The 20,279-nt window shown below is 69.8% G+C and carries 19 protein-coding genes; 10 read left to right on the top strand and 9 right to left on the bottom strand.

The features are described from left to right. Positions 1-95 precede the first annotated feature (95 nt). The 3 genes from LAJ19_RS09820 to LAJ19_RS09830 all read left to right on the top strand — a co-directional run bounded on the left by LAJ19_RS09820 (position 96) and on the right by LAJ19_RS09830 (position 2,647). The gene (locus LAJ19_RS09820) at positions 96-1,268 is read left to right on the top strand and encodes an acetyl-CoA C-acetyltransferase (RefSeq protein ID WP_225475581.1); all 1,173 of its coding nucleotides are present in this window, start codon (positions 96-98) and stop codon (positions 1,266-1,268) included. A gap of 67 nt (positions 1,269-1,335) precedes the next feature. Beyond that, complete coding sequence (locus LAJ19_RS09825) at positions 1,336-2,043, top strand: ankyrin repeat domain-containing protein (protein WP_225475582.1); 708 nt, start codon at positions 1,336-1,338, stop codon at positions 2,041-2,043. Between the two features lie 88 nt (positions 2,044-2,131). Further along, complete coding sequence (locus LAJ19_RS09830; RefSeq protein WP_225475583.1) at positions 2,132-2,647, top strand: hypothetical protein; 516 nt, start codon at positions 2,132-2,134, stop codon at positions 2,645-2,647. A gap of 41 nt (positions 2,648-2,688) precedes the next feature. Here LAJ19_RS09830 and LAJ19_RS09835 read toward each other — a convergent pair whose 3' ends face one another. The 4 genes from LAJ19_RS09835 to LAJ19_RS09850 form a co-directional block, all read right to left on the bottom strand. Next, positions 2,689-3,012, bottom strand: a complete 324-nt coding sequence (locus LAJ19_RS09835) for a non-heme iron oxygenase ferredoxin subunit (RefSeq protein WP_225475584.1) — start codon at positions 3,010-3,012, stop codon at positions 2,689-2,691. A gap of 66 nt (positions 3,013-3,078) precedes the next feature. Beyond that, positions 3,079-3,912, bottom strand: coding sequence for a VCBS repeat-containing protein (locus LAJ19_RS09840; protein WP_225475585.1), 834 nt, complete (start codon positions 3,910-3,912; stop codon positions 3,079-3,081). Positions 3,913-4,182: 270 nt separating this feature from the next. After that, the gene (locus LAJ19_RS22075; RefSeq protein ID WP_432804242.1) at positions 4,183-4,554 is read right to left on the bottom strand and encodes a fructosamine kinase family protein; all 372 of its coding nucleotides are present in this window, start codon (positions 4,552-4,554) and stop codon (positions 4,183-4,185) included. Then, positions 4,484-4,858: a protein kinase family protein gene (locus LAJ19_RS09850; RefSeq protein ID WP_225475586.1), complete on the bottom strand. Its 375-nt coding sequence runs from the start codon at positions 4,856-4,858 to the stop codon at positions 4,484-4,486. Before LAJ19_RS09850 ends, LAJ19_RS22075 begins: the two co-directional genes overlap by 71 nt. Positions 4,859-4,971: 113 nt before the next feature. Here LAJ19_RS09850 and LAJ19_RS09855 point away from each other — a divergent pair, with 113 nt between their 5' ends. Then, a complete protein-coding gene (locus tag LAJ19_RS09855; protein ID WP_225475587.1) occupies positions 4,972-6,447 on the top strand; it encodes a hypothetical protein in 1,476 nt (491 codons plus the stop codon). A gap of 60 nt (positions 6,448-6,507) precedes the next feature. Here LAJ19_RS09855 and LAJ19_RS09860 read toward each other — a convergent pair whose 3' ends face one another. After that, positions 6,508-7,503 carry a ribose-phosphate diphosphokinase gene (locus LAJ19_RS09860; RefSeq protein WP_225475588.1) on the bottom strand — a complete coding sequence of 332 codons (996 nt, stop codon included), beginning with the start codon at positions 7,501-7,503 and terminating at the stop codon, positions 6,508-6,510. Between the two features lie 234 nt (positions 7,504-7,737). Between LAJ19_RS09860 and LAJ19_RS09865 the strand changes: the two genes are divergently transcribed. Beyond that, positions 7,738-9,171, top strand: a complete 1,434-nt coding sequence (locus LAJ19_RS09865; protein WP_225475589.1) for a phytoene desaturase family protein — start codon at positions 7,738-7,740, stop codon at positions 9,169-9,171. 378 nt (positions 9,172-9,549) lie between these two features. Here LAJ19_RS09865 and dnaJ read toward each other — a convergent pair whose 3' ends face one another. The 3 genes from dnaJ to tdh form a co-directional block, all read right to left on the bottom strand. Continuing rightward, complete coding sequence (gene dnaJ, locus LAJ19_RS09870; protein ID WP_225475590.1) at positions 9,550-10,674, bottom strand: molecular chaperone DnaJ; 1,125 nt, start codon at positions 10,672-10,674, stop codon at positions 9,550-9,552. A 221-nt stretch (positions 10,675-10,895) separates the two neighbouring features. Further along, positions 10,896-11,909: a tryptophan--tRNA ligase gene (gene trpS, locus LAJ19_RS09875; RefSeq protein ID WP_225475591.1), complete on the bottom strand. Its 1,014-nt coding sequence runs from the start codon at positions 11,907-11,909 to the stop codon at positions 10,896-10,898. A gap of 737 nt (positions 11,910-12,646) precedes the next feature. Beyond that, positions 12,647-13,672, bottom strand: a complete 1,026-nt coding sequence (gene tdh / locus LAJ19_RS09880; protein WP_225523247.1) for an L-threonine 3-dehydrogenase — start codon at positions 13,670-13,672, stop codon at positions 12,647-12,649. A gap of 183 nt (positions 13,673-13,855) precedes the next feature. Between tdh and LAJ19_RS09885 the strand changes: the two genes are divergently transcribed. From LAJ19_RS09885 to murJ, 4 genes are all read left to right on the top strand, one after another. Beyond that, positions 13,856-13,993 (top strand): hypothetical protein, encoded by a 138-nt coding sequence (locus tag LAJ19_RS09885; RefSeq protein ID WP_225475592.1) that lies wholly within the window; start codon positions 13,856-13,858, stop codon positions 13,991-13,993. 39 nt (positions 13,994-14,032) lie between these two features. Further along, positions 14,033-14,461, top strand: coding sequence for a uracil-DNA glycosylase (locus tag LAJ19_RS09890; protein ID WP_225475593.1), 429 nt, complete (start codon positions 14,033-14,035; stop codon positions 14,459-14,461). Continuing rightward, a complete protein-coding gene (locus LAJ19_RS09895) occupies positions 14,458-14,910 on the top strand; it encodes a hypothetical protein (RefSeq protein WP_225475594.1) in 453 nt (150 codons plus the stop codon). The genes LAJ19_RS09890 and LAJ19_RS09895 overlap by 4 nt, the downstream gene beginning before the upstream one ends. A gap of 88 nt (positions 14,911-14,998) precedes the next feature. Next, the gene (gene murJ, locus LAJ19_RS09900; RefSeq protein ID WP_432804243.1) at positions 14,999-16,567 is read left to right on the top strand and encodes a murein biosynthesis integral membrane protein MurJ; all 1,569 of its coding nucleotides are present in this window, start codon (positions 14,999-15,001) and stop codon (positions 16,565-16,567) included. A gap of 69 nt (positions 16,568-16,636) precedes the next feature. Here the strand turns inward: murJ and LAJ19_RS09905 are convergent, their stop codons facing one another. Next, positions 16,637-17,209, bottom strand: coding sequence for a YdcF family protein (locus LAJ19_RS09905; protein WP_225475596.1), 573 nt, complete (start codon positions 17,207-17,209; stop codon positions 16,637-16,639). A 160-nt stretch (positions 17,210-17,369) separates the two neighbouring features. On the opposite strand from LAJ19_RS09905, the gene topA reads away from it, so the two are divergent. Continuing rightward, on the top strand, positions 17,370-20,276 hold the full coding sequence (topA, locus tag LAJ19_RS09910) for a type I DNA topoisomerase (RefSeq protein ID WP_225475597.1): 2,907 nt from the start codon (positions 17,370-17,372) through the stop codon (positions 20,274-20,276). The last annotated feature ends 3 nt before the right edge of the window (positions 20,277-20,279 follow it).

A 20,279-nucleotide genomic window follows, 5' to 3' on the forward strand; every position in this document is an offset into this window, starting at 1 on the left:
GGATGCGGGGCGGCGTCACCAGGACGTTCAGGGCACATGGGCCGTTCCCGACAGGGTGACCGCGTGCTGTAACGAACGGCCGTTAGACTCCGGGCATGACCAAACTGGTGATCGTGGCGGCCCGGCGCACGCCGATCGGGAGTTTCATGGGCAGTCTGAAGGACGTCTCTGCGGCCGACCTGGGCGTCACGGCTGCCCGCGCGGTGCTGGACGGCGTAAACGGCGCCGATATCGCGGACGCGATCGTGGGCAACGTCCTGCAGGCGGGCAGCGGCATGAACGTGGCCCGGCAGATCAGTGTGGGCGCCGGCCTGGGGCACGACGTGCCGGGCCTCACGGTCAACCGGGTGTGCGGCAGCGGCCTGCAGGCGGTGATCAGTGCCGCGCAGGGCATCCGTGCCGGGGACGGGCAGCTGTACCTGGCGGGCGGCACCGAAAGCATGAGCCGCGCGCCGTACCTGCTGCCCCGCGCCCGTGAGGGGTACCGGCTGGGCCACGCGCAGGCGCTGGATTCCATTCTCTCGGAGGGCCTGACGGACGTGTTCGGCGGGTATCACATGGGCATCACCGCGGAGAACATCGCCGCGCAGTGGAACCTTACCCGCGAGGAGCAGGACGCCTTCGCGCTGGAAAGTCAGGCGCGCGCGGCCGCCGCCCTGGCCGGCAACCACTTTGCCGAAGAGCTCGTGAGCGTGGAGGTGCCCGGCCGGAAGGGCCCCACCGTTTTCGACCGGGATGAGTACCCGCGGGCCACGACCGCCGAAGCGCTTGCGAAACTGAAACCCGCGTTCCGCAAGGACGGCACTGTCACTGCCGGAAATGCCAGTGGCATCAATGACGGCGCGGCGATGCTGCTGGTGGCCAGCGAGTCGTACGCCCGGACGCACGGGCTCCCGGTGCTGGCGGAGATCAGCAGCTACGCCGCGATTGGCGTGGACCCTGCGGTCATGGGGATCGGGCCGGCAAAGGCCGTGCCCGTCGCGCTGGAGCGGGCGGGCATGACGGTCGGCGACGTGGACCTGTTCGAGCTGAACGAGGCGTTCGCGGCGCAGTCCCTGGCGGTGGTGCGGGACCTGAACGCGGATCCGGCGCGGGTGAACGTCACGGGCGGCGCGGTCGCGCTGGGCCATCCGATCGGCGCGAGCGGCGCGCGGGTGCTGGTCACGCTGGTGCACCAGCTGCGCCGCCTGGGGAAGGAAACGGGCGTGGCGAGCCTGTGCATCGGCGGCGGCATGGGAATCGCCGTGGTGGTGCGCGCCCGCACCTGATCCGGCCGCACAGCAGGAGCGCCACGCGCGCGAGCCCTGCGGTGCGGTGACCCGGTACTCTGAAGGGATGACCGACACCACCGGGGGCGAAGTGAGTGACCGCGAAGCGGCGCTGTTTCTGGCGATCAAGACGCAGGACGGGGCGCTGCTGCGTCAGCTGGTGCGGGCCGATCCGGCGCTGCTGTCGGTGCGCAGTCCCATGGGGGTCAGCCCGGTGCTGTTCGCCACGTACTACGGCCGGCATGACATGGCGCGCGTCCTCATGGACGAGGGCGCGCCCCTGGACGTGTTCGAGGCGGCGGCTGTGGGCGACGAGCAGGGCGTGACGCGCGCGCTGGAGGCGGACCCGGCGCTGCTGCACGCGGTGAGCGCGGATGGGTTCAGCCCCCTGGGTCTCGCGGCATTCTTTGGCCGGGCTGCGGTGGCCGAGACGCTTCTGGCACGCGGAGCGGACGTGAACGCCGTCAGTCGCAACGCCATGCAGGTGCGGCCGCTGCATTCGGCAGTGGCGGGCGGGCACGGTGCGCTGGCGCGGGCGCTGGTCATGGCGGGTGCCGACGTGAACGCGGCGCAGCAGGATGACTTCACGCCCCTGATGGCCGCCGCGCAGAACGGGGACGCGGGCCTGGTGACCTTCCTGCGGCAGTGCGGCGCGGATGCCCAAGCGCGGACTGCTGATGGGCGCGGCGCGGCTGATTTTGCGCGTGAGGAAGGGCACGAGGCGCTCGCCGAGGCGCTGGCGCGGCCCTGGCCGGACGGGGTGGCAGACCAGTGAGGCGCCGGGGCGTTCCCTGAACGTTCCTGCGGGAGTGCCTCAAGAAAGCTGGAAGGCAGTCCCGCGGGTCGCGGCGCAGACTGAACGCATGACCAACCGCCGAGACGAGAATCCGCCGCTGAGCGGCGAGACTGGCGCGCAGACCGGGTTCGACACGCCCGACCCGAAGGACCGCCATCAGGGCGCCTACAGCACCACGCCGCCCGAGGACCGCGTGGGGAGCGCTGATCACATGATCTACGAACCGGTGGAGGTGCCCAGTCCCAAGGAAGTGACCGGGCAGTTTGATCACCTCGCCACGCGTGACCCGGCGGCCATGGAGCACACCCTGCAGGAAGCTGAGTTCGCAGGAGCGCAGACGGTGGCCGGCCTGGGCGGAGAGGCGCTCGATCAGGTGATTCCCACAGCGGGGCTGAACATGAATGTCTCAACGGCCGCGGCCCTGGAGTCACGGCCGACCGTCAATCCGGATCAGAATCCGGGCTATGTGCCGCCCAGCGACCAGGGACCCGCGCGGTTCACGGAGCGCCCCGGGGACCTGCCGCAGGGCGAGACGAGTGAACTGCAGCATCAGGTGAAGGGCGACGATACTCGGGGGCACTGAGCGGCTGGGGCCACAGGCTTTCCGGCTCCGGGCGCCTGGTTCTAGAGGGACAGCACGAACAGCTGGCCGTCTTCCACGTGCGTGCGGTACAGGCGGACGGGTTTGACGGCCGGTAGTGTTTTGGGTTTTCCGGTGGCCAGCTCAAATTTCGCGCCGTGTTTCTCGCAGGTGATGCGCCCCATACTGACCTCGCCGCCCAGCAGGGGGTAGTCCTTGTGGGTGCAGTTGTTGCGCAGGGCGTAGTACTGCCCTTCGTGGTTCACGATGACCACACTGACGCCGTCCACGGTCACGGCGGTCTGCTGCCCGTCTGGGAGGTCGTCGGTGCGGCCCACGAGGACGCGTTCAGGCGGGGTGTCGCTCATGACTGCCGAGTGTAGCGCGCCCCGGCGGGCTGGATTCAGAAGGGAGTCGTCCCTGGAAAGGGGCGTTCAGACGCCGCAGCCGCTCCCGAGCGGAGTTGACTTCAGACCTGCGGGCGTCCATTCCTGCACGCTGAAACCGGCACCTTCGTAGTAGGCGCTGTGCACGATGACCTCCATGCGGCCGTCACCGTTCAGATCGGCCACGCCGGCCAGACGGTGCAGCGTCGCCATGGGCATGGGGGCCGGGTCGCCTGCATCCCATGGGCGTTGTGGCGCCACGTGTGCGCCCAGAACGGTCGTAACCGCCTGACCGCTGCGTACCTGCCGGAGCAGCAGCAGACTGTAATCGCCGGGCCGACCCACCGGTGGGGGGAAGGGGCCGCTGCGGTCACGGTACTGGCTGGCCTCCAGAATGATTTCCTGTGTGCCGTTGCCGTCCAGGTCCGTGCGGACAAGCCGGGTGAGAGTGACGCGAGGCGTGAGGAGGCCGCGGCGCCGCAGTTCCTGCTGCATGATCTGCGTGTAAGTGGCGTTGGTGGTGGGCAGGGCGACCACAGGGCGGGGCTGCGCGGCCAGCGCCGGGGAGGTGAAGACGGCCAGTCCGGCGGGCGCCGGGGTCAGAGGCACGGTCAGCGTCGCCTCGCACGGCTCCCCGAGGGTGTCGGCGTGCCGCCCCCGCACGGTGACGCGCGGCTGGCCGGGCGCGAGGCGCACGTAGCGTTCCTGGCCGGTCAGGAGGGGGCGGACCTGCCCGGGGGTCAGCCAGCGGCCGCCGCTCGCGCCGCCCAGCAGGTAGGCCGTCTGGTCGCCCGGCATCACGGCCAGCGCTGGGTGCAGCCCGGAGGGCGGGGCCGCCTGGGCAGTCAGGAGCAGCAGGGCCAGTGGCAGCAGCGCGCGCATGCTCACAGCGTACCGGGCGGCGCTCTGTACTGTGTTCAGGCCGGCGTCACAGCCCCCCGCCGGGCGCAGCGGCCGGAGAGGTCGGCGGCGTTCCCAGGTGGGCCGGGCGGGCAGGATGAACCAGCACTGTCGTGCACTGTCCACTTTTCGAGGGCGATCCATTTCTTCGCTAAAGTTCTGGCAGAGTTAGGCTGCTTCCAGCGCCGCTCGCGGGCGCGCCTGGTGCCCTTCCCCGAACATCACCACGTGCGCCAGCAGCGGCGACAGGTTCTACAGTGCCATCCGCAGTACCCGGGCAAAAAGGTTCAGAGCCGCAAGGTGCACCTCCCGGTGACTGAACGTAGCGGCCGGATCGATCAATGCTGGGCTGCGCCCGGTGTACCGCACGTTCCCGCGCCACAGGTCCCCGTGTACCAGTGCAGGTGGCGAGAGCGGGATCAGCCGCGGCAACTGATCACCCAGCGTCCCGAAGCGCCCCTGATCCCGCGCGCTGAACTGTGGCTCGGCGCAGTCCAGCAGAGGCCGTAGCCGCGCCGTCCTGAAGAAGTCGGCTGCAGACCGGGCGGTGAGGTTACGTTGCGGCGGCCGCCCGAAGGGGTGGTCGGGCGTACCCCCGACGCCCAGCGCGGGCCGGGCGTGCAGGACACCATGAGGCGCGCAGGTCTGCCAAGCCGCGCCTCATGGTGTCGTGGTCGGGCGCGACCACATCCGGGACAGGCAGAGGGTCTGCGGCGCGCCGCAGGCTCAGGCCCTGCGCCTCTGCGGGGGACAGGTCAGGCTGGGTGAGGCGCGTGGTGTTCAGGACGAAATCTGCGTGGGTGGTGCGCAGCTGGGAGGTGCCGCTGATGTCCCCGCCATGGGAGCGCGTGGCGGCCTGAAGACCGGCGCCCAGGTGCAGCTCCGGCAGAGGAGCCAGCGGCCGTACGGGCAGGTCCAGGCTCGTCATGCAGCTTGGGGCCGGGCGCAGAGAAGTGCAACCAAAGACGGACGCTTTATCAGGTGCTTGAGGGTTCTACTCTGGTGAGTATCATTCACATCCCGCTGCACTGGAGGCCCATCATGGTTCATTCGGCCCTGACCGCCCTGCACGACGCCCTGCGCGACCTGCTGGGTCTTGCCCTGCCCGCCAGCCTGATCCTGGCCGCCCTGCTCCTGAGCCTGCTGCTTCTGGGTCTTCTGGACCGCAAACGCGCCCAGCATGCGCTGACCTGGCTGGGCACCCGCACCCCTGCCCTGGCCCGCTGGGCCGGCGCCGCGCTGCTGCTGGGCGCCGCCCTCCTTACCCTGAACGTCACCCGCCGCGCTGTGGATCTGCGTCTCGCCGCGCAGCAGAGCGCCCGCTACGCCAACGCCGCCGACCCCGACGGCGGACAGACCGTACAGGTCGCGCCGAGTGCCACGCTTGTCGAGCGCCGCACGTACACCCGCAGCCTGCTGCTGCCCCCCGAGGTGTACGCCCGCATCCGCGTGGGCAACGGCTGGGAACAGCTGCTGCCCTACCTGGGCGGCGCCACGGGCACCGTGGAGGACCTGCGCGAAGGCTTTACCCGCACGCCCGCCGGCCTGCGCTACACCCGCGCCGTCACCATGCTCAGCGAACGACCCCTGGACATGGACCGCAGCGCCGTCAGCGCCGACCTGCGCTTCGTGGACCCCGCCGGCGGGCGCGGCACGTACTACGCCGCCGCCTTCAAGGCCAGCTACCGTTTCCGCAACCCTATGCGCACCCCGGCCACGCTGCGTTTCGCCTTCCCGCTGCCGCAGGGCAGCGGGACCCTCAGCGGCTTTGAACTCACCGTGAACGGACAGGCCCTCAGCGCCAGTGACCTCCTGAACGGCAGCGTGTGGGAAGGGCAGGTGCCCGCCGGCGGGCAGGTGAACGTGCAGGTCCGTTACCGCCACCAGGGTGCGCGCGCCTGGAGTTACCAGCTCAGCCGGCGCGAGGCCATCCGCGACCTGGACCTGACCCTGCGCGCCGACCGCCCCGCCAAATTCCAGCGGTACTCGCTGTTTCCCACCAGTCAGTCCCGGCCTGCCCTGGGCGGTCCCACCACCCTGCGCTGGCAGCTGCGCAACGCCGTGACCGCGCAGGATGTAGCGGTGATTTTCACGCAGGGCAATGTCCGGGAAACCCTGACGAAGGTGCATCTCGCGCAGCCCGCCGCGGTCGTGCTGGCCGCGCTGCTGCTGCTCGGCTGGGCCGTGACGCGCCGCGTTCCGCTCGCCCCCCTGACGCTGGGCGCCGCGCTGCTGGCCCTGGCGGTGGGTTTCGCGCTGGGCGGCGTGCTGACCGCGTACCTGCCCATTGTGCCCGCTGAGGCAGGCGGCTGCCTGGCCGGGGCGCTGCTGGCCTGGACGGCCCTGGGTGGGCCGGGTGCCGGGCGGCGCCTGCTGCTGCCGCTTCTCAGCTGCGCCGCGCTGCCTCTGGTGTTCCTGACTGGGGGCCACGCCGGGCTGCTCGTGACCCTGCTCGCCGCGGCCCTGCTGCTGCTGACCCTGCGCGGCGCCCGGGCCCTGGTGCCCGCCACGCCGTAATGCAGGGCAGCGGGGGAAGGCCGTGTGGCTCTCCCCCGCTGCGGGTGGCGCCCGGTGGGGTCAGGTGAACAGGGTGCTGACGCTCGCGCCCGTGTGAATGTTCGTGATGGCGTTGGCGAACAGCGGCGCCACGTCCAGGACCGCCAGCCGCCCGTTTGCTCCGTCGATCTTGGCCTGCGGGACGTGCACGGTGTTGGTGCTGGCCACCTGCGTGACATCCAGTCCCGCGATGCGCTGAATGGCCGGGCCGGTGTACACGCCGTGCGTGACGGCCACGTACACGTCCTTGGCGCCCAGGCTGCGCGCGATGTTCACGGTCTCCACCAGGCTCCCGGCGGTGCTGATCTCGTCGTCCACAATGAACACCGTCTTGCCTTCCACGTCCCCGATCAGGGCGCGGGGGCGGACTTCGGTGTCCGAGAGGCGTTCCTTGTCGATCATGGCCAGGCCGCTGTCGAGCCGGCGGGCGATGTGCGACGCGCGCTTGATGCTGCCGGCGTCGGGCGCGAGCACCACGCCGTCGTGGGCGTCGGGGACGCAACGTTTGAAGTGCTGGCTGAGCACCAGGTCCGCGGAGAGGTGATCGACCGGCACCTTGAAAAAGCCGTGAACCTGCGGCGCGTGCAGGGTCATGGTCAGAATCCGGTCGGCGCCAGCTTCCTGCAGCAGGTCGGCAATCAGGCGCCCGGCGATGGAGATGCGGGGGCTGTCCTTCTTGTCGCTGCGGGCGTACGAGTAGTACGGGATGACGGCCGTGACGCGCCCGGCGCTGGCGCTCTTGGCGGCGTCGATCATCAGCATCAGTTCAATGATGGAGTCACTGACAGGATTGCTGAAGGTCTGCACGATGAACACGTCGCCTTCGCGCAGGGACTCCTCGTAGTGAACGATGATGTTGTCGTTCGTGAACTTCTCGGTCTTGCTGCGGCCCAGCGGCACGCCCAGGTGGTCGCAGATGGCCTGGGCCAGCGGGCGGTTGCTCTGCCCGGCAAACACCAGGAGTGGGGAGCGGCGACTGTTCAGCAGGGCGGACGGGGCGCGGTGGGGGGCGGACACGGGGAATCCTCCAGAGGGTGGGTGGGCGAGAACAGCAGCAGCAGTGCGGCTCTGAGGCGCGTTCCCGTGGGGGCGGGCGCGCGGAGCCGGCCGCACAGCAGCATACCCGCCGGCCCCGGCAGGTGTCATGCGCGCGGCCCGTGCCCCGGCCGGGAACACCGGCGCGGCGCCCCCTGGACGACATGAATGTCTGCCCAACAGGGACAGTCCGGCCCGGGCGGTACGCTGGCAGGCATGACGCTGGACGCCGTGATCGTCGGGGCCGGACCGAACGGCCTGTCTGCCGCCGTGACCCTCGCCCGCGCCGGCCTGCGCGTTCAGGTGCTTGAAGCGCACGCGCAGGTGGGCGGCGGCCTGCAAAGCCGCGCCCTGACCCTGCCGGGCTTCACGCACGATTACGGCTCCGCCATTCATCCCCTCACGGTGGCGAGTCCGGCCTTCCGGCAGTGGCCGCTGCACGCCTTCGGGCTGAGCTGGGTGCATCCGGACGCCCCTGTGGCGCACCCGCTGCCCGGCGGGCGCAGCGTCACCCTGGAACGGGACCTGCACGCCACCGCCGATGGTCTGGGCCGCGACGGCCGCACCTGGGTGCGGCTGCTCGCGCCGCTGCTGGCCGACTGGGAGGGCCTCCTGCACGACATCCTGAGGCCGCTGCCGCGCGTGCCCGCCCACCCGGTGACGCTCGCCCGCTTCGGGCTGCTCGGCCTGCCATCCGCGTCCCTGCTCAGCGGCGCGCTGTTCCGCACGCCGGAAGCCCAGGCGCTGTGGGCGGGCCTGGCCGCGCACACCACCCTGCCCCTGAGCACCCCGGGCACCGGGGCCATGACGCTGGTGCTGGCGCTGCTCGCCCACGCGGTTGGCTGGCCGTTCCCGAGGGGCGGCGCGCAGGCCATCGCCGACGCCCTGCGTGCCTACCTGGAGTACCTGGGCGGCAGTGTCATCACCGGCCTGACCGTGCGCGGCCCGGCTGACCTGCCGCCGGCCCGGGTAACCCTGGTGGACAGCAGCCCCCGGGTGCTGCTGGGCGTGCTGGGAGACCGCGCGCCCGCCCGGTACCGGGCCGTCCTGGAACGCTTCCGGTACGGGCCGGGTCTGCAGAAGTTCGATTACGCGCTGTCCGGGCCGGTGCCGTGGACTGATCCGCGCGTCGCGCGCGCCGCGACCGTCCATATCGCGGGCACCGCTGCAGAAGTCGCCCTGTCCGAACGGGTGTCGGCAGCGCGCGTGCCCGAGCGGCCCTACGTGCTGGCCGCGCAGCACACCCTGTTTGACCCCACGCGCGCGCCGCCAGGGCAGCACACCTTCTGGGTGTACTCACACGTGCCCAACGGCAGTGCCGAGGACGCCCAGGCGCAGATGGAAGGGCAGATTGAACGTTTCGCGCCGGGCTTCGCAGCGCGCGTGCTGGCCCGCACGCGCACCACCGCGCCGCAACTTCAGACGTTCAGCCCGGTATTTCATGGCGGGGACGTGAACGGCGGCGCGGGGACCCTGCGTGGCCTGTTCGCCCGGCCGGTGCTGAGCGCCACGCCGTACCGTACGCCGGTACGGGGCGTGTACCTGTGCTCCAGCAGCACCCCGCCCGGCGGCGGCATTCACGGCATGTGCGGGCATCACGCCGCGCTGGCCGCCCTGAAGGACGAGTTTGGTATTCACGAGGTGCCCTGAGACCCACCGTCCAGGGGGCTCCAGGCGTGCCTGGGAACCCCTCAACGCAGGTCATCAGCGCCGGTGGGCTTTCGGCATCTTCCCGGGCTTCCTGACCTTGCCGGCCATCAGGCCGTCTCCGCCGAAATCAACGGCCCGCGGCCCGCGAGCAACGTACCCTGCGCGAAACTGCCGTCCGGATTCTGCCAGCGGTTCGCCTGCCCTGCCCGCGCTGGGGCGGGCAGGCCCGGATCGCCGATCACCTGCTGCGCCTGCCCCAGCGCATGCCCGGCACGAGGCGCGCGTACCCGCCCGCCGGAACCACCTGAGCCGCCCCGCAGCCCCACAGGAACCCGCCCCGCAGCGTTCCCGCCAGGGCCCGCACCCGGCGCTCGGCCCTTACTCGCCCCGGAAGATCTTGCCGACCTTGCCCAGGAACCCCTCGTGTTTGTCGTTCACCTCGTCGCCCACTGCGCGGGCGTAAGCGAGCAGGGCGTCGCGCGCCTCGGCGCTCAGCTGCCCGGGCTTCGGCACGATCACCTCGTACTCCACAATCAGGTCGCCGCTGCCAGCCCCCTGCAGGCGCGGCATGCCCTGACCGCGCAGGCGGTGCAGTTCGCCGTGCTGCGTGCCAGCCTTGACCTCCACCACGTGCGGGCCATCGAGGGTGGGGACGGTGACCTGCCCGCCCAGCGCAGCCTTCGCAAAGCCGATTCTGGCCGTGTGAATCAGGTGTTCCTGTTCGCGGCGCAGGTCGGGGTGCGCTTCCATCTCAATGTGCACGTACAGGTCGCCGTTCCCGCCAGGCCCCTCGTTGCCCATGCCGCTGACCCGGATGCGGTAGCCCTCGTCGATGCCACGCGGAAGTTTCACGGTGACCTGCTCGGCTTTCAGGGTGCGGCCCCGGCCCTTGCAGACGGTGCAGGGATCCTGCACGATCTGACCCTCGCCGCGGCAGGTGGGGCAGGCCTGCTGGGTTTCTACCACCCCGAAGATCGTGCGTGCCTGCGCGCGCACTGCGCCCGCCCCGCCGCAGGTGGTGCAGGTTCTGGGGGGCTGACCGCCAGGTTCGGTGCGGCTGCCATGGCAGTGATCGCAGCCGGTCAGGCGGTCCACGTTCACCTGGATTTCCTCACCGGCGCGCGCCTGGGTCAGGGTGACGTGCGCCTCGGTTTCCAGGTCGTCCCCGCGGGCCGGGCCGCGGCGCCCACCGCGGCCGCCCATGGCGCCCCCGAACAGCTGCTCAAAGATGTCCATGGGGTCGAAGCCGGCGCCACCCATGCCGCCGAACGGATCTCCGCCGGGCATGCCGGCGCCGGGCGCACTGCCGAACCGGTCGTAGTGTGCGCGTTTCTCCGCGTCGCTCAGGACGGCGTAGGCTTCGTTGATCTGGGTGAACTTCTCCGCCGCGCCAGCTTCCTTGTTGCGGTCGGGGTGGTATTTGAGGGCCAGTTTCCGGTAGGCGGACTTGATCTCGTCGGCGCTTGCGGTTTTCGCCACGCCCAGCAGTTCGTAGTAATCCATATGTCGTGTCTCGCCGGGCGAGGCCCGACCTCCAGGCTCAGGTTAACACGACGGCACTCAAGAAAAGTAGTCACGGGGCAGATGGGTGACGGGCGTGAGAGCAGAGCGGGAAAGAGGGGTGGGCGCATCAGACCAACGGCCTGACGCCCCCGGCGCCCGAACCCGGCCGGTTCGTTCCCGCCTGTGCGCGCCCGGCCTGCTCTCCTCTCGTCGCCTCCTTTTCAGAACAGCGCGGCCCGCACCCGGGTCAGGGTGCCCGCAGCGACCTCACGGCCCCGCGCGGTGCCATCACGCAGCAGCTTCATGACGGCCTGCGGGTCCTGCGCGTAGCCCACGCGCCGCTCCCGGATGGGACCCAACTCGGCCTCCAGCGTGTCCAGCAGGTGCTTCTTGACCACCACGTCCCCCAGGCCCCCGGCGCGGTAGTGCTCCTTCAGAGCCTGCACCCGGGCCACGTCCGGGTCGAAGGCGTCCAGGTACGTGAACACGGGGTTGCCCTCCACGCGACCGGGGTCGCTGGCGCGCAGATGCGCCGGATCAGTAAACATGCCCATGATCTTGCGGCGCAGTTCCGCCTGGGTGTCCGACAGGTACGCCGCGTTCCCCAGTGACTTGCCCATCTTCGCGTTGCCGTCCAGGCCCGGCAGACGCGGCGACGCCGACAGCAACGCCTGCGGCGCCCGCAACACCTCGCCGCCGTACAGGAGATTGAAGCGCCGCGCGACCTCCCGCGTCAGCTCCAGCATGGGCAACTGGTCCTCCCCCACCGGGACAACCTGCGCCCCGAACGCCGTGATGTCCGCCGCCTGCGCCACCGGGTAGATGAAGAACCCCGCCGGAACGGCCGCCCCGAACCCCTTCTGCGCCACCTCCGTCTTCACGGTCGGGTTCTGCCGTAACTTCGACACGGTCACAAGGTTCAGCAGGTACATGGTCAGTTCGGCCAGTTCCGGCACACCAGACTGCTGCACGAACGTCACCTTCGCCGGATCAAGCCCCACCGACAGGTAATCCAGCATCACCTCCGGAATGTGCCGCCGTAACACGCCGGGACGCTCGAAATGATCCGTGAGGCCCTGCACGTCGGCCACCAGCACGAACACCTCGTGCGACTCCTGCAACGCCACCCGCGCCCGCAGCGATCCCACCAGGTGCCCCAGGTGCAGCCGCCCCGTCGGACGGTCCCCCGTCAGCACGCGCGGCTTCTCTCCTGCTCCACTCACTCCGTTCAGCATGATTCACCCCTCTCCGCGAGAAACGACAAAAAAGCGCGCCCGGACACGAGATCCGGGCGCGGCGCGACGGTGAACGTCAGCAGGCAGGGACGCCCGGATCACCGGGCCACCACACCTGCACAGGAACGCTCATCCCCCACAGTCTGCCGCGCCCACACGGGCAGGAGCATCCGCCAGATGGCGGGGGCAACGGAGTGCGCTGCCAGGAAAAGGAGGGGCACTCCCCACAGGCGGCCTCCGTTCAGGCTGATTGTGCTGCTCCGGCCACCAGGGGCAGCGCCGCCAGTCCCACTGGCCCGCGGGAGTGCGAGAGGATCACCTGACCCGAACGGCGCGAACGCCTCTGCTCAGCGCTGAACCTGTGGACCGAGGGCGAAGAACCACGCGGACGTCAGGAGTCACGCTTTCACCCCACGTGGCTCAAAGCCTCGGCCAGGGTGCCGCTGCCTGGGTCGAGACCTCACGGATGACCGTCCGGAGGGAGTGACGTAACAACCAGGTCGGGGGCCTGAGGTCAGGGTGAAATGCCATCATTTCTTCGATCGGTCATCCGTGGTGCCCGCCCGAAAGATTTCGAGAACAGTCCGTCCACCCGGATGACCGGCGTCAGCGCAGATTGAACGACCAGTCTCGGCGAGTTCATGGTGAGGAGTGCTGCGGTTCAATGTCCTCGACGAGTGGCCGGTGAAGCGCCTCCCGAAGCGTTTGCGAGGCACCCCGTCATTCGGCCTGACCGCCTACTCCCAGTTCAGGATGACCTTGCCGCTCTGGCCGCCCAGCATGGCGTCGAAGCCCTGCTGGTAGTCACCGATGCCGAAGTGGTGCGTGATGACGGGGGTGAGGTCCAGGCCCGACTGGATCAGGGCGGCCATCTTGTACCACGTTTCGAACATTTCGCGGCCGTAGATGCCCTTGATGGTCAGCATCTTGAAGATCACGGCGTTCCAGTCAATGTCCACCCGGCCTGAGGGGATGCCAAGCAGCGCCACCTTGCCGCCGTTGTTCATGACGTCCACCATCTGCGCGAAGGCGGGGCCGGAGCCGCTCATTTCCAGGCCCACGTCGAAGCCTTCGGTCATGCCGAGTTCGGTCATGACGCTGCGCAGGTCTTCCCGGGCGACATTCACGGCGCGCGTGACGCCCATCCTGCGCGCGAGGTCCAGCCGGTAGTCGTTGATGTCGGTGATGACCACGTTCCGCGCGCCCACGTGCCGGGCGACGGCGGCGGCCATCACGCCGATGGGCCCGGCGCCGGTTACCAGGACGTCCTCGCCCACGAGGTCGAAGCTCAGGGCGGTGTGCACGGCGTTGCCGAACGGATCGAAGATCGCGGCGATGTCATCCGGGATGTCGTCCGGCAGCCGGAAGGCGTTGAAAGCCGGGAGAACGAGGTACTCCGCGAACGACCCGGGGCGGTTGACGCCCACGCCCAAGGTGTTGCGGCACAGGTGGCGGCGTCCGGCGCGGCAGTTGCGGCAGTGGCCGCAGGTGACGTGCCCCTCGCCACTCACGCGGTCCCCGATCTGAAAGCCACGCACCTCACTGCCCAGGGCGGCCACGGTGCCCACGTACTCGTGCCCGACGACCATGGGAACGGGAATGGTGTTCTGCGCCCACTGGTCCCACCTGTAGATGTGAACGTCCGTGCCGCAGATGCTGCCCTTGCGCACCTTGATGAGCAGGTCGTTCGGGCCGGGTGTGGGGACGTCCGTCTCGGTCATCCAGATGCCTTCCTGGGCGTGGAGTTTGCTCAGGGCGCGCATGGTGGCGGGCAGGGTGGCGGTCGGGGCGCAGGGGGTCACGCGCGCAGTTCTACCCCCCGCGCGGGAGCGGACGCAACGACTGGCCTCACAGGGGGCCGCGTGGGCTGGACAGGCGCGGAGCACAAGGGCAGGTGAAGGCCCGGCTGAGCGCGGCGCAGGGCGGGGCGTCGTACGCTGGGCGGCATGATCAAGTACCGCCGCCAGAATGCCCTGGAGCCCGAGAAGGACGCGGAAGTAACCGTGAACCTCACCCCGCTGCTGTTTTTCCTGGTGGGGTTCCTGGCGGTGCGCGCCCTGATCGGCACCGTGCAGCGCGGCTGAGCACGGCACCTGGCGGTTGCGTGCGGTACGCTGGGCGGCATGACGCAAGCCGCCCCTCAGCAGTTCAAGAGCGCCCGTAGTGGCCGCCTCGTGGTTCCCGGGTGGATGAACCTGGTGCCGGGGCGGGCCGACAGCATCGAGATTCAGCTGGACGTGGCGCGCGAGGACCTCGAGCGCACGCAGGCCACGCTGCTGATCGAGTACTGGGCCACCCCGGACGAGCTGACGCTGCAGAGTGTGCTGCCCGTGCGGGCGTTTCAGGCGACGCAGGAAGGCTGGTGCGCGTTCGTGCCCCCGCAGGGCCGCGTGCTGGTGCGCGCCATTGACCCGCAGCCGAACCCGCCGGTGCTCGCGAGTCACTGGATCAACGTGGATCCTGCCACGCCGTCCGGCACGACCGTGAACGTTACGGTGCGGTTTCCCGAGGCGACGACGCCCGTTCAGGCGCTCCTGAACCAGCCCCGATGAGCGGACAGACCCACACCTCGCTGACCCGGGAGGAGATCGCCGGCGTGGAGTTCGACTGGTTCGCCGCAGATCAGGCCGGTCACGTCGCGCAGTTCCTGGCAGCCGGCGATGACACCGTCCCGGCCGCCGCGCTGGTGTCCGAGGAACTCCTGGAAGCCACCCACGTGTGGATCGACACGCGGCCTGAAACGGAAGACCCGAACGCCCCGGCTGGCGGCTTCGACGAGCACCTCGCGGCCCCGCAGCGGCGCGGCGCGTTCGTGTACGACCACGTACCGGGCGAGCCGGGCGTGTACCGTCTGGTGGCGTGGCCGCGTGAGCCGTTTCATGTCACGGCGATGCCCGCGCCGCTCCAGGCGTACCTGCAGGGCCTGACGCTGCCGGTCACGTTTGGCGCGGCACGCCTGTTCGTCGGCCCGGACGGGCAGGCGCGCACCCTGGAGTCCTGATCCGGCCCTGCGGGTGTGGGCGCGGCGCTACAGTGGCGCGGTGAGTCTTCCGCCCTCCGGCCTGCCGCCCGCCCCGCCCGAGCTGAACATGACGTTCGAGGACGCCGGGCCGCCTGCCGCTCCGCCGCCCGCACCACCGAAACGGTCGCTGCGGGCGAACACCATCATCGTGATGCTGGGCACGTTGGGGTCGCGCCTGAGCGGCATCCTGCGGCAGCTGGTGATCAATCTGTTCGATGCGCGGCTCACCGACGCCTTCAATGTGGCCGTCACCATTCCGAACCTGCTGCGCGAACTGCTGGCTGAGGGCGCACTGGTCAACTCGTTCATTCCGGTGTACAAGTCCCTGGATGATGCCGGCCGGCGTCAGCTGGCGCAGACGTTCAGCGGCATCCTGATCGCCGTGAACCTGCTGCTGATGGCCGCCGGGATTCTCGCGGCGCCGTGGCTGGTCGCGCTGCTCCTGCCGAGCCAGACCAACGTTGATCCGGTGCTGGCGCTGTACATGACGAGACTGGTCATGCCGTTCCTGATGCTGATCAGCCTGTCTGCCGTGGCGATGGGCATCCTGAATGCCGATGAGCACTTCCGGGAAAGCAGTTTCGCTCCGGTCGCGTTCAACATCGCCAGCATCGCGGCGCTGCTGCTGCTGCCCGACACCGCCACGTGGCTGGCTTTCGGGTGGTTGTTCGGCGGGGTGGCGCAACTGGTCGTGCAGCTCCCGGCCCTGAACCGCTTCGGGCTGCTGCCGACCCCCAGTCTGAAGCCGCATCCGGCGGTGGCGCGCGTGCTGCGGCAGATGGCGCCGTTCACGCTGACGGCCGGAGCGAGGCAGTTCCTGAACGTGTGGGTGATCAACATGCTCTCCGATCAGCGGCTGTTCCGGGAGGGCACGACCACGGGGTACTTCAATGCGCAGGCGCTGTTCACCATGGTAAACGGCCTGTTCGTGGTTTCTCCTGTGCTGGCGGCCTTCCCGCGGTTCTCGCAGGCCGCGGCGGAGAAGGACTGGACGCAGTTCCGCGCCCTGACTGCCGGCACAGTCCGCACCACGACGTTCCTGGCGGCGCCCATGAGCGCCCTGATGATCGCCCTGGCCCCGCATGCCATCAGCGTGGTGAACATGCACGCCCCGGGGAGCCAGGAGGAACTCGTGAAGTTCGCGTCCGGCGCGGGCATCCTGCGCAGCTGGGCGCTGGCCTTGGTGCCGTGGGCGCTGGTGACGGTGCTGCTGCGCACCTTCTACGCCCGGGAACGGACCCGGGAGGCCGTGACGATCAGCGCGGTCGGCTTCGTGCTGGAAGTTGGCCTGTACCGCCTGCTGGTGCCGCCGCTGGGACTGATCGGCTTCGGTCTGAGCACCACGGTCAGTGGCCTGCTGATGACGGCCGCCCTGATCCTCCTGTACCGCCGGGCGGTGGGCTTCCCGGCGCGGGAGGTGGCCGGGCACCTGCTGCGCGTCGTGCCGCTCGCGGCGCTGTCGGGCGGCGTGGCGTGGGTGACCGCGCGTCTGCTTCCGGTTCAGCCGGGCTTTCTCCTCACCAGTCTGCCGGTGCTGGCCGTGGCGGGCGGCGCGGGCCTTGCGGCGTACCTGGGGGGTGCGCTGGCCCTGCGGATGCCGGAGGTGGCAGGAGTGACCCGGCGGCTAAGACGCTGAAAGAGGTACGGCACAGGGAGAAGGAGGGCGCGGGATTGCCCCGCGCCCTCCTTCTCCCTGTGGTTCTGTCTACAGGCCGAGGCCCAGGAGGGCGTAGCCGAACAGGGCGAGCTTCTCGCGCAGCAGGTACGTGCGGCTCACGTGGGGGCTCAGGGGGCTGGCGCTGACATTGGCATTCATGCCGAGCGCGCGCGCCAGGGCCAGGGCGCGGGGGGCGTGCGCCTCGTCGGTGACCAGGGTGACAGGGGTCCGGGGCGGCAGGGTCACGCGGGCATTCTGGAGGTTCTCGATGGTGGTGCGGCTGCGCGTTTCGGCGCTCAGGGCAGCGCGCGGCACGCCGTGTTCCTGAAGGTAGGTGGTGCCCACGCCGCCTTCAGTGTACGGATCCCCGGGGCGCCGCCCGCCCGTCACGACCACGTGCCTGACATGCCCGGCCCGGTACAACGCCAGGGCGTGATCGAGCCGGCGCCGGAAGGCAGGGCTGGGGTGCCCGGCGTACTGCGCGGCGCCCAGGACCACCACGGTGGGGTGGGGGGTGGGCACGCCCGGAACGCGGAGGCCAGGCGTCAGCAGGAAACCTGCCATGAGCAGCGCGGTCACGGCGAGGGGGAAGAGCGTAAGGGTGGCGCCCCGGGAACGCATACCGGGCAGCCTAGCATGAAGAAAATCTGAACCCTGACCTTGCCATGAGAAGTTGCGGCGTGGGTGGCCCATGAGGGGGGATTGATCTACTTCTTCCCGAAGCTTTTGCATGAGCATGCTACGCTCGACCCTGAGTTCCTGTAGAGGGAGCAACCCTGATATGCCCAGAACACCTGCCCACACGCTAGTTATCGTCGAGTCGCCTGCCAAGGCCCGCACCATCGAGAAGTACCTCGGGAAGGGGTACACGGTGGAGTCGTCCATCGGGCACATCCGCGACCTGCCGAAAAGCGCGTCGGATATTCCCGAGCGGTTCAAGGGCAAGGCCTGGGCGCGGCTGGGCCTGGACATTGAGAATGACTTCCAGCCGCTGTACGTGGTCTCCCCCGAAAAGCGCCAGCACGTCGCAAAACTGCGCAAGATGGCGTCCGAGGCAGACGAGATCATCCTCGCCACCGACGATGACCGGGAAGGCGAAAGCATCGCGTGGCACCTGTTTCAGGAGCTGAAGCCGAAAGTGCCGGTGCGGCGCATGGTGTTCCACGAGATCACCAAAGAAGCCATTCAGGCCGCGATCGCCGCGCCGCGGCAGATCGACACGAACCTCGTCGAGGCCCAGGAAGCGCGCCGCGCTCTGGACCGCCTGTACGGGTACGAGGTCAGCCCGGTGCTGTGGAAGAAAGTGGCGCCCAAACTCTCGGCGGGCCGCGTGCAGAGCGTCGCGACGCGCATGCTGGTCGAGCGGGAGCGGGAGCGCATGCAGTTCGTGAGCGGCTCGTGGTGGGACCTGCTGGTCAGCGCGCAGACCGCAGCCGCCCAGAGCTTCCCGGCACGCCTGACCGAACTGAACGGCCAGAAACTGGCCGCCGGACGGGACTTCGATCCGCTTACCGGGCAGCTCAAGGCCGGCGCGGACGTCCGGGTCCTGACCGAGCCCGAAGCGCAGGCGCTGGGCCAGGCCCTGGCTGGACAGGCCCTGACCGTCGCGAGCGCAGAGGAAAAACCGTTCACCCAACGGCCGTACCCGCCGTTCATCACGTCCACGCTGCAGCAGGAAGGCAGCCGCAAGCTGGGCTTCGCGGCCACCCGCACGATGCGCGCCGCGCAGAAACTGTATGAGCAGGGGTACATCACCTACATGCGTACGGACAGCACCAACCTGAGCACGGAGGCCGTGACGGCCGCCCGCACCCAGGTCACGCAGATGTACGGCCCCAGCTACCTCTCGCCGCAACCCCGCGTCTACGCCAAGAAAGCGAAGAACGCCCAGGAAGCGCACGAGGCGATCCGCCCGGCCGGCAGCAGTTTCCGCACGCCCGACAGCCTGCGCGGCGAACTGGGCGGCGACGAGTGGCGCCTGTACGACCTGATCTGGAAGCGCACGGTCGCCTGCCAGATGGCCGACGCGCGCGGCCGCAGCCTGCGCGTCCGCCTGACCGGACGCGCGGCCAGCGGGGAGGAGGTCGGCCTGAACGCCTCGGGCCGCACCATTGACTTCCCCGGCTTCCTGCGGGCCTACGTGGAAGGCAGCGATGACCCCAGTGCCGCGCTGGAAGACCGCGAAACGCCGCTGCCGCCCCTGCGCGAAGGCGAGCGGGTCACGGCCGACAGCGTGAAGCCGGAAGGGCATGAGACGCAGCCTCCCGCGCGCTACACGGAGGCGTCCCTGGTGCAGGCACTGGAAGCGGCCGGAATCGGGCGGCCCAGTACGTACGCCAGCATCCTCGGCACCATCCAGGACCGCGGGTACGCCACGAAAAAAGGGCAGGCGCTCGTTCCGTCCTGGACGGCGTTCGCCACCTCCGCCCTGCTGGAACACCACTTCGCCTCGCTGGTGGATTACGACTTCACCGCCAAAATGGAAGAGGACCTGGACGATATCGCCGGCGGCCGCGCGCAGCGCGTCCCGTACCTGCGCCGCTTCTACCTCGGCGACCATGGGGAGGGCATGGCCCTGCGGCCCCTGATCGACTCGAAGATGGGCGAGATCGATGCGCGCGGCATCGCCACGATCCGCGTGCCGAAACTCCAGGACTCCGGCATCGAGGTGCGCGTGGGCCGCTACGGTCCCTACATGGAACGCGGCGAGCAGAAAGCGAACCTCCCCGAAGACCTCGCGCCGGATGAACTGACGGCCGAGAAGGCCGAGGAACTGCTCGCCCGCCCGACCGGGGACCGCCCCCTGGGCACCGACCCGGACAGTGGGCACCCGGTCGTGGCGCGCGCCGGCCGGTACGGGCCGTACGTGACGCTCGGGGACACCAACCCTCCGGTCCGGTCGGCCAGCCTGTTCCCCAGCGACGACCTGAACGCCCTGACCCTGGAACGCGCCCTGAAGCTCCTGAGTCTCCCGCGCCTCGTGGGGGTCAGCGGGGAGGAGGAGGTCTGGGCCTTCAACGGGAAGTACGGCCCGTACCTCAAGCGCGGCAGTGACAGCCGCTCCCTGAGCACCCACGAGGACCTGTTTGCCGTTGGGATGCAGGAGGCCGAGGCGCTGTTCAACCAGCCGCGCTTCGGCCGGGGCCGCGGGGCCGCGGCGGCGCCCCTGCGCACCTTTGAATTCGAAGGGCGCGCGCCCATTTTCCTGAAGTCCGGCCGGTTCGGGCCCTACCTGACCGACGGGGAACGCAACGCCACGCTCCGCAAAGGTGAGGAGGAAGCCACCCTCAGTGCTGAACGGGCCCTGGAGATCCTGGAGGAGCGCGGCAAGGAACCCCAGAAGAAAGCCGGCAAGACCCCCCGCAAGGCGGCCCCCACCAGACAACCCGCCGCGAAGAAGGCACCCAGTAAAAAGGCGGCCGTGAAAGCGCCGGCGGGCCGGTCCGGCAAAGGACCGGCAAAGGTCACCCCGGCCAAGGCGGCCCCCAAGGCGAGCTTCACCTGGACCGACCTCAAACCGCACCTGGGCGTCCTGAGTGCGCAGGAACAGCAACTGGTCACTGCCACCCGGGAGGGCGGCCGCAAGGTGGAAGACGTCGCGCCGGAACTCGGCCTGGACGTGAAGAAAGCCAAGGGAATGGCGCTGCAGGCCAGCAAGAAACTCAACCAGGCCGCGCGCGGGGAGTAAGGC

This window comes from Deinococcus taeanensis (assembly GCF_020229735.1).
GTDB lineage: Bacteria > Deinococcota > Deinococci > Deinococcales > Deinococcaceae > Deinococcus > Deinococcus taeanensis.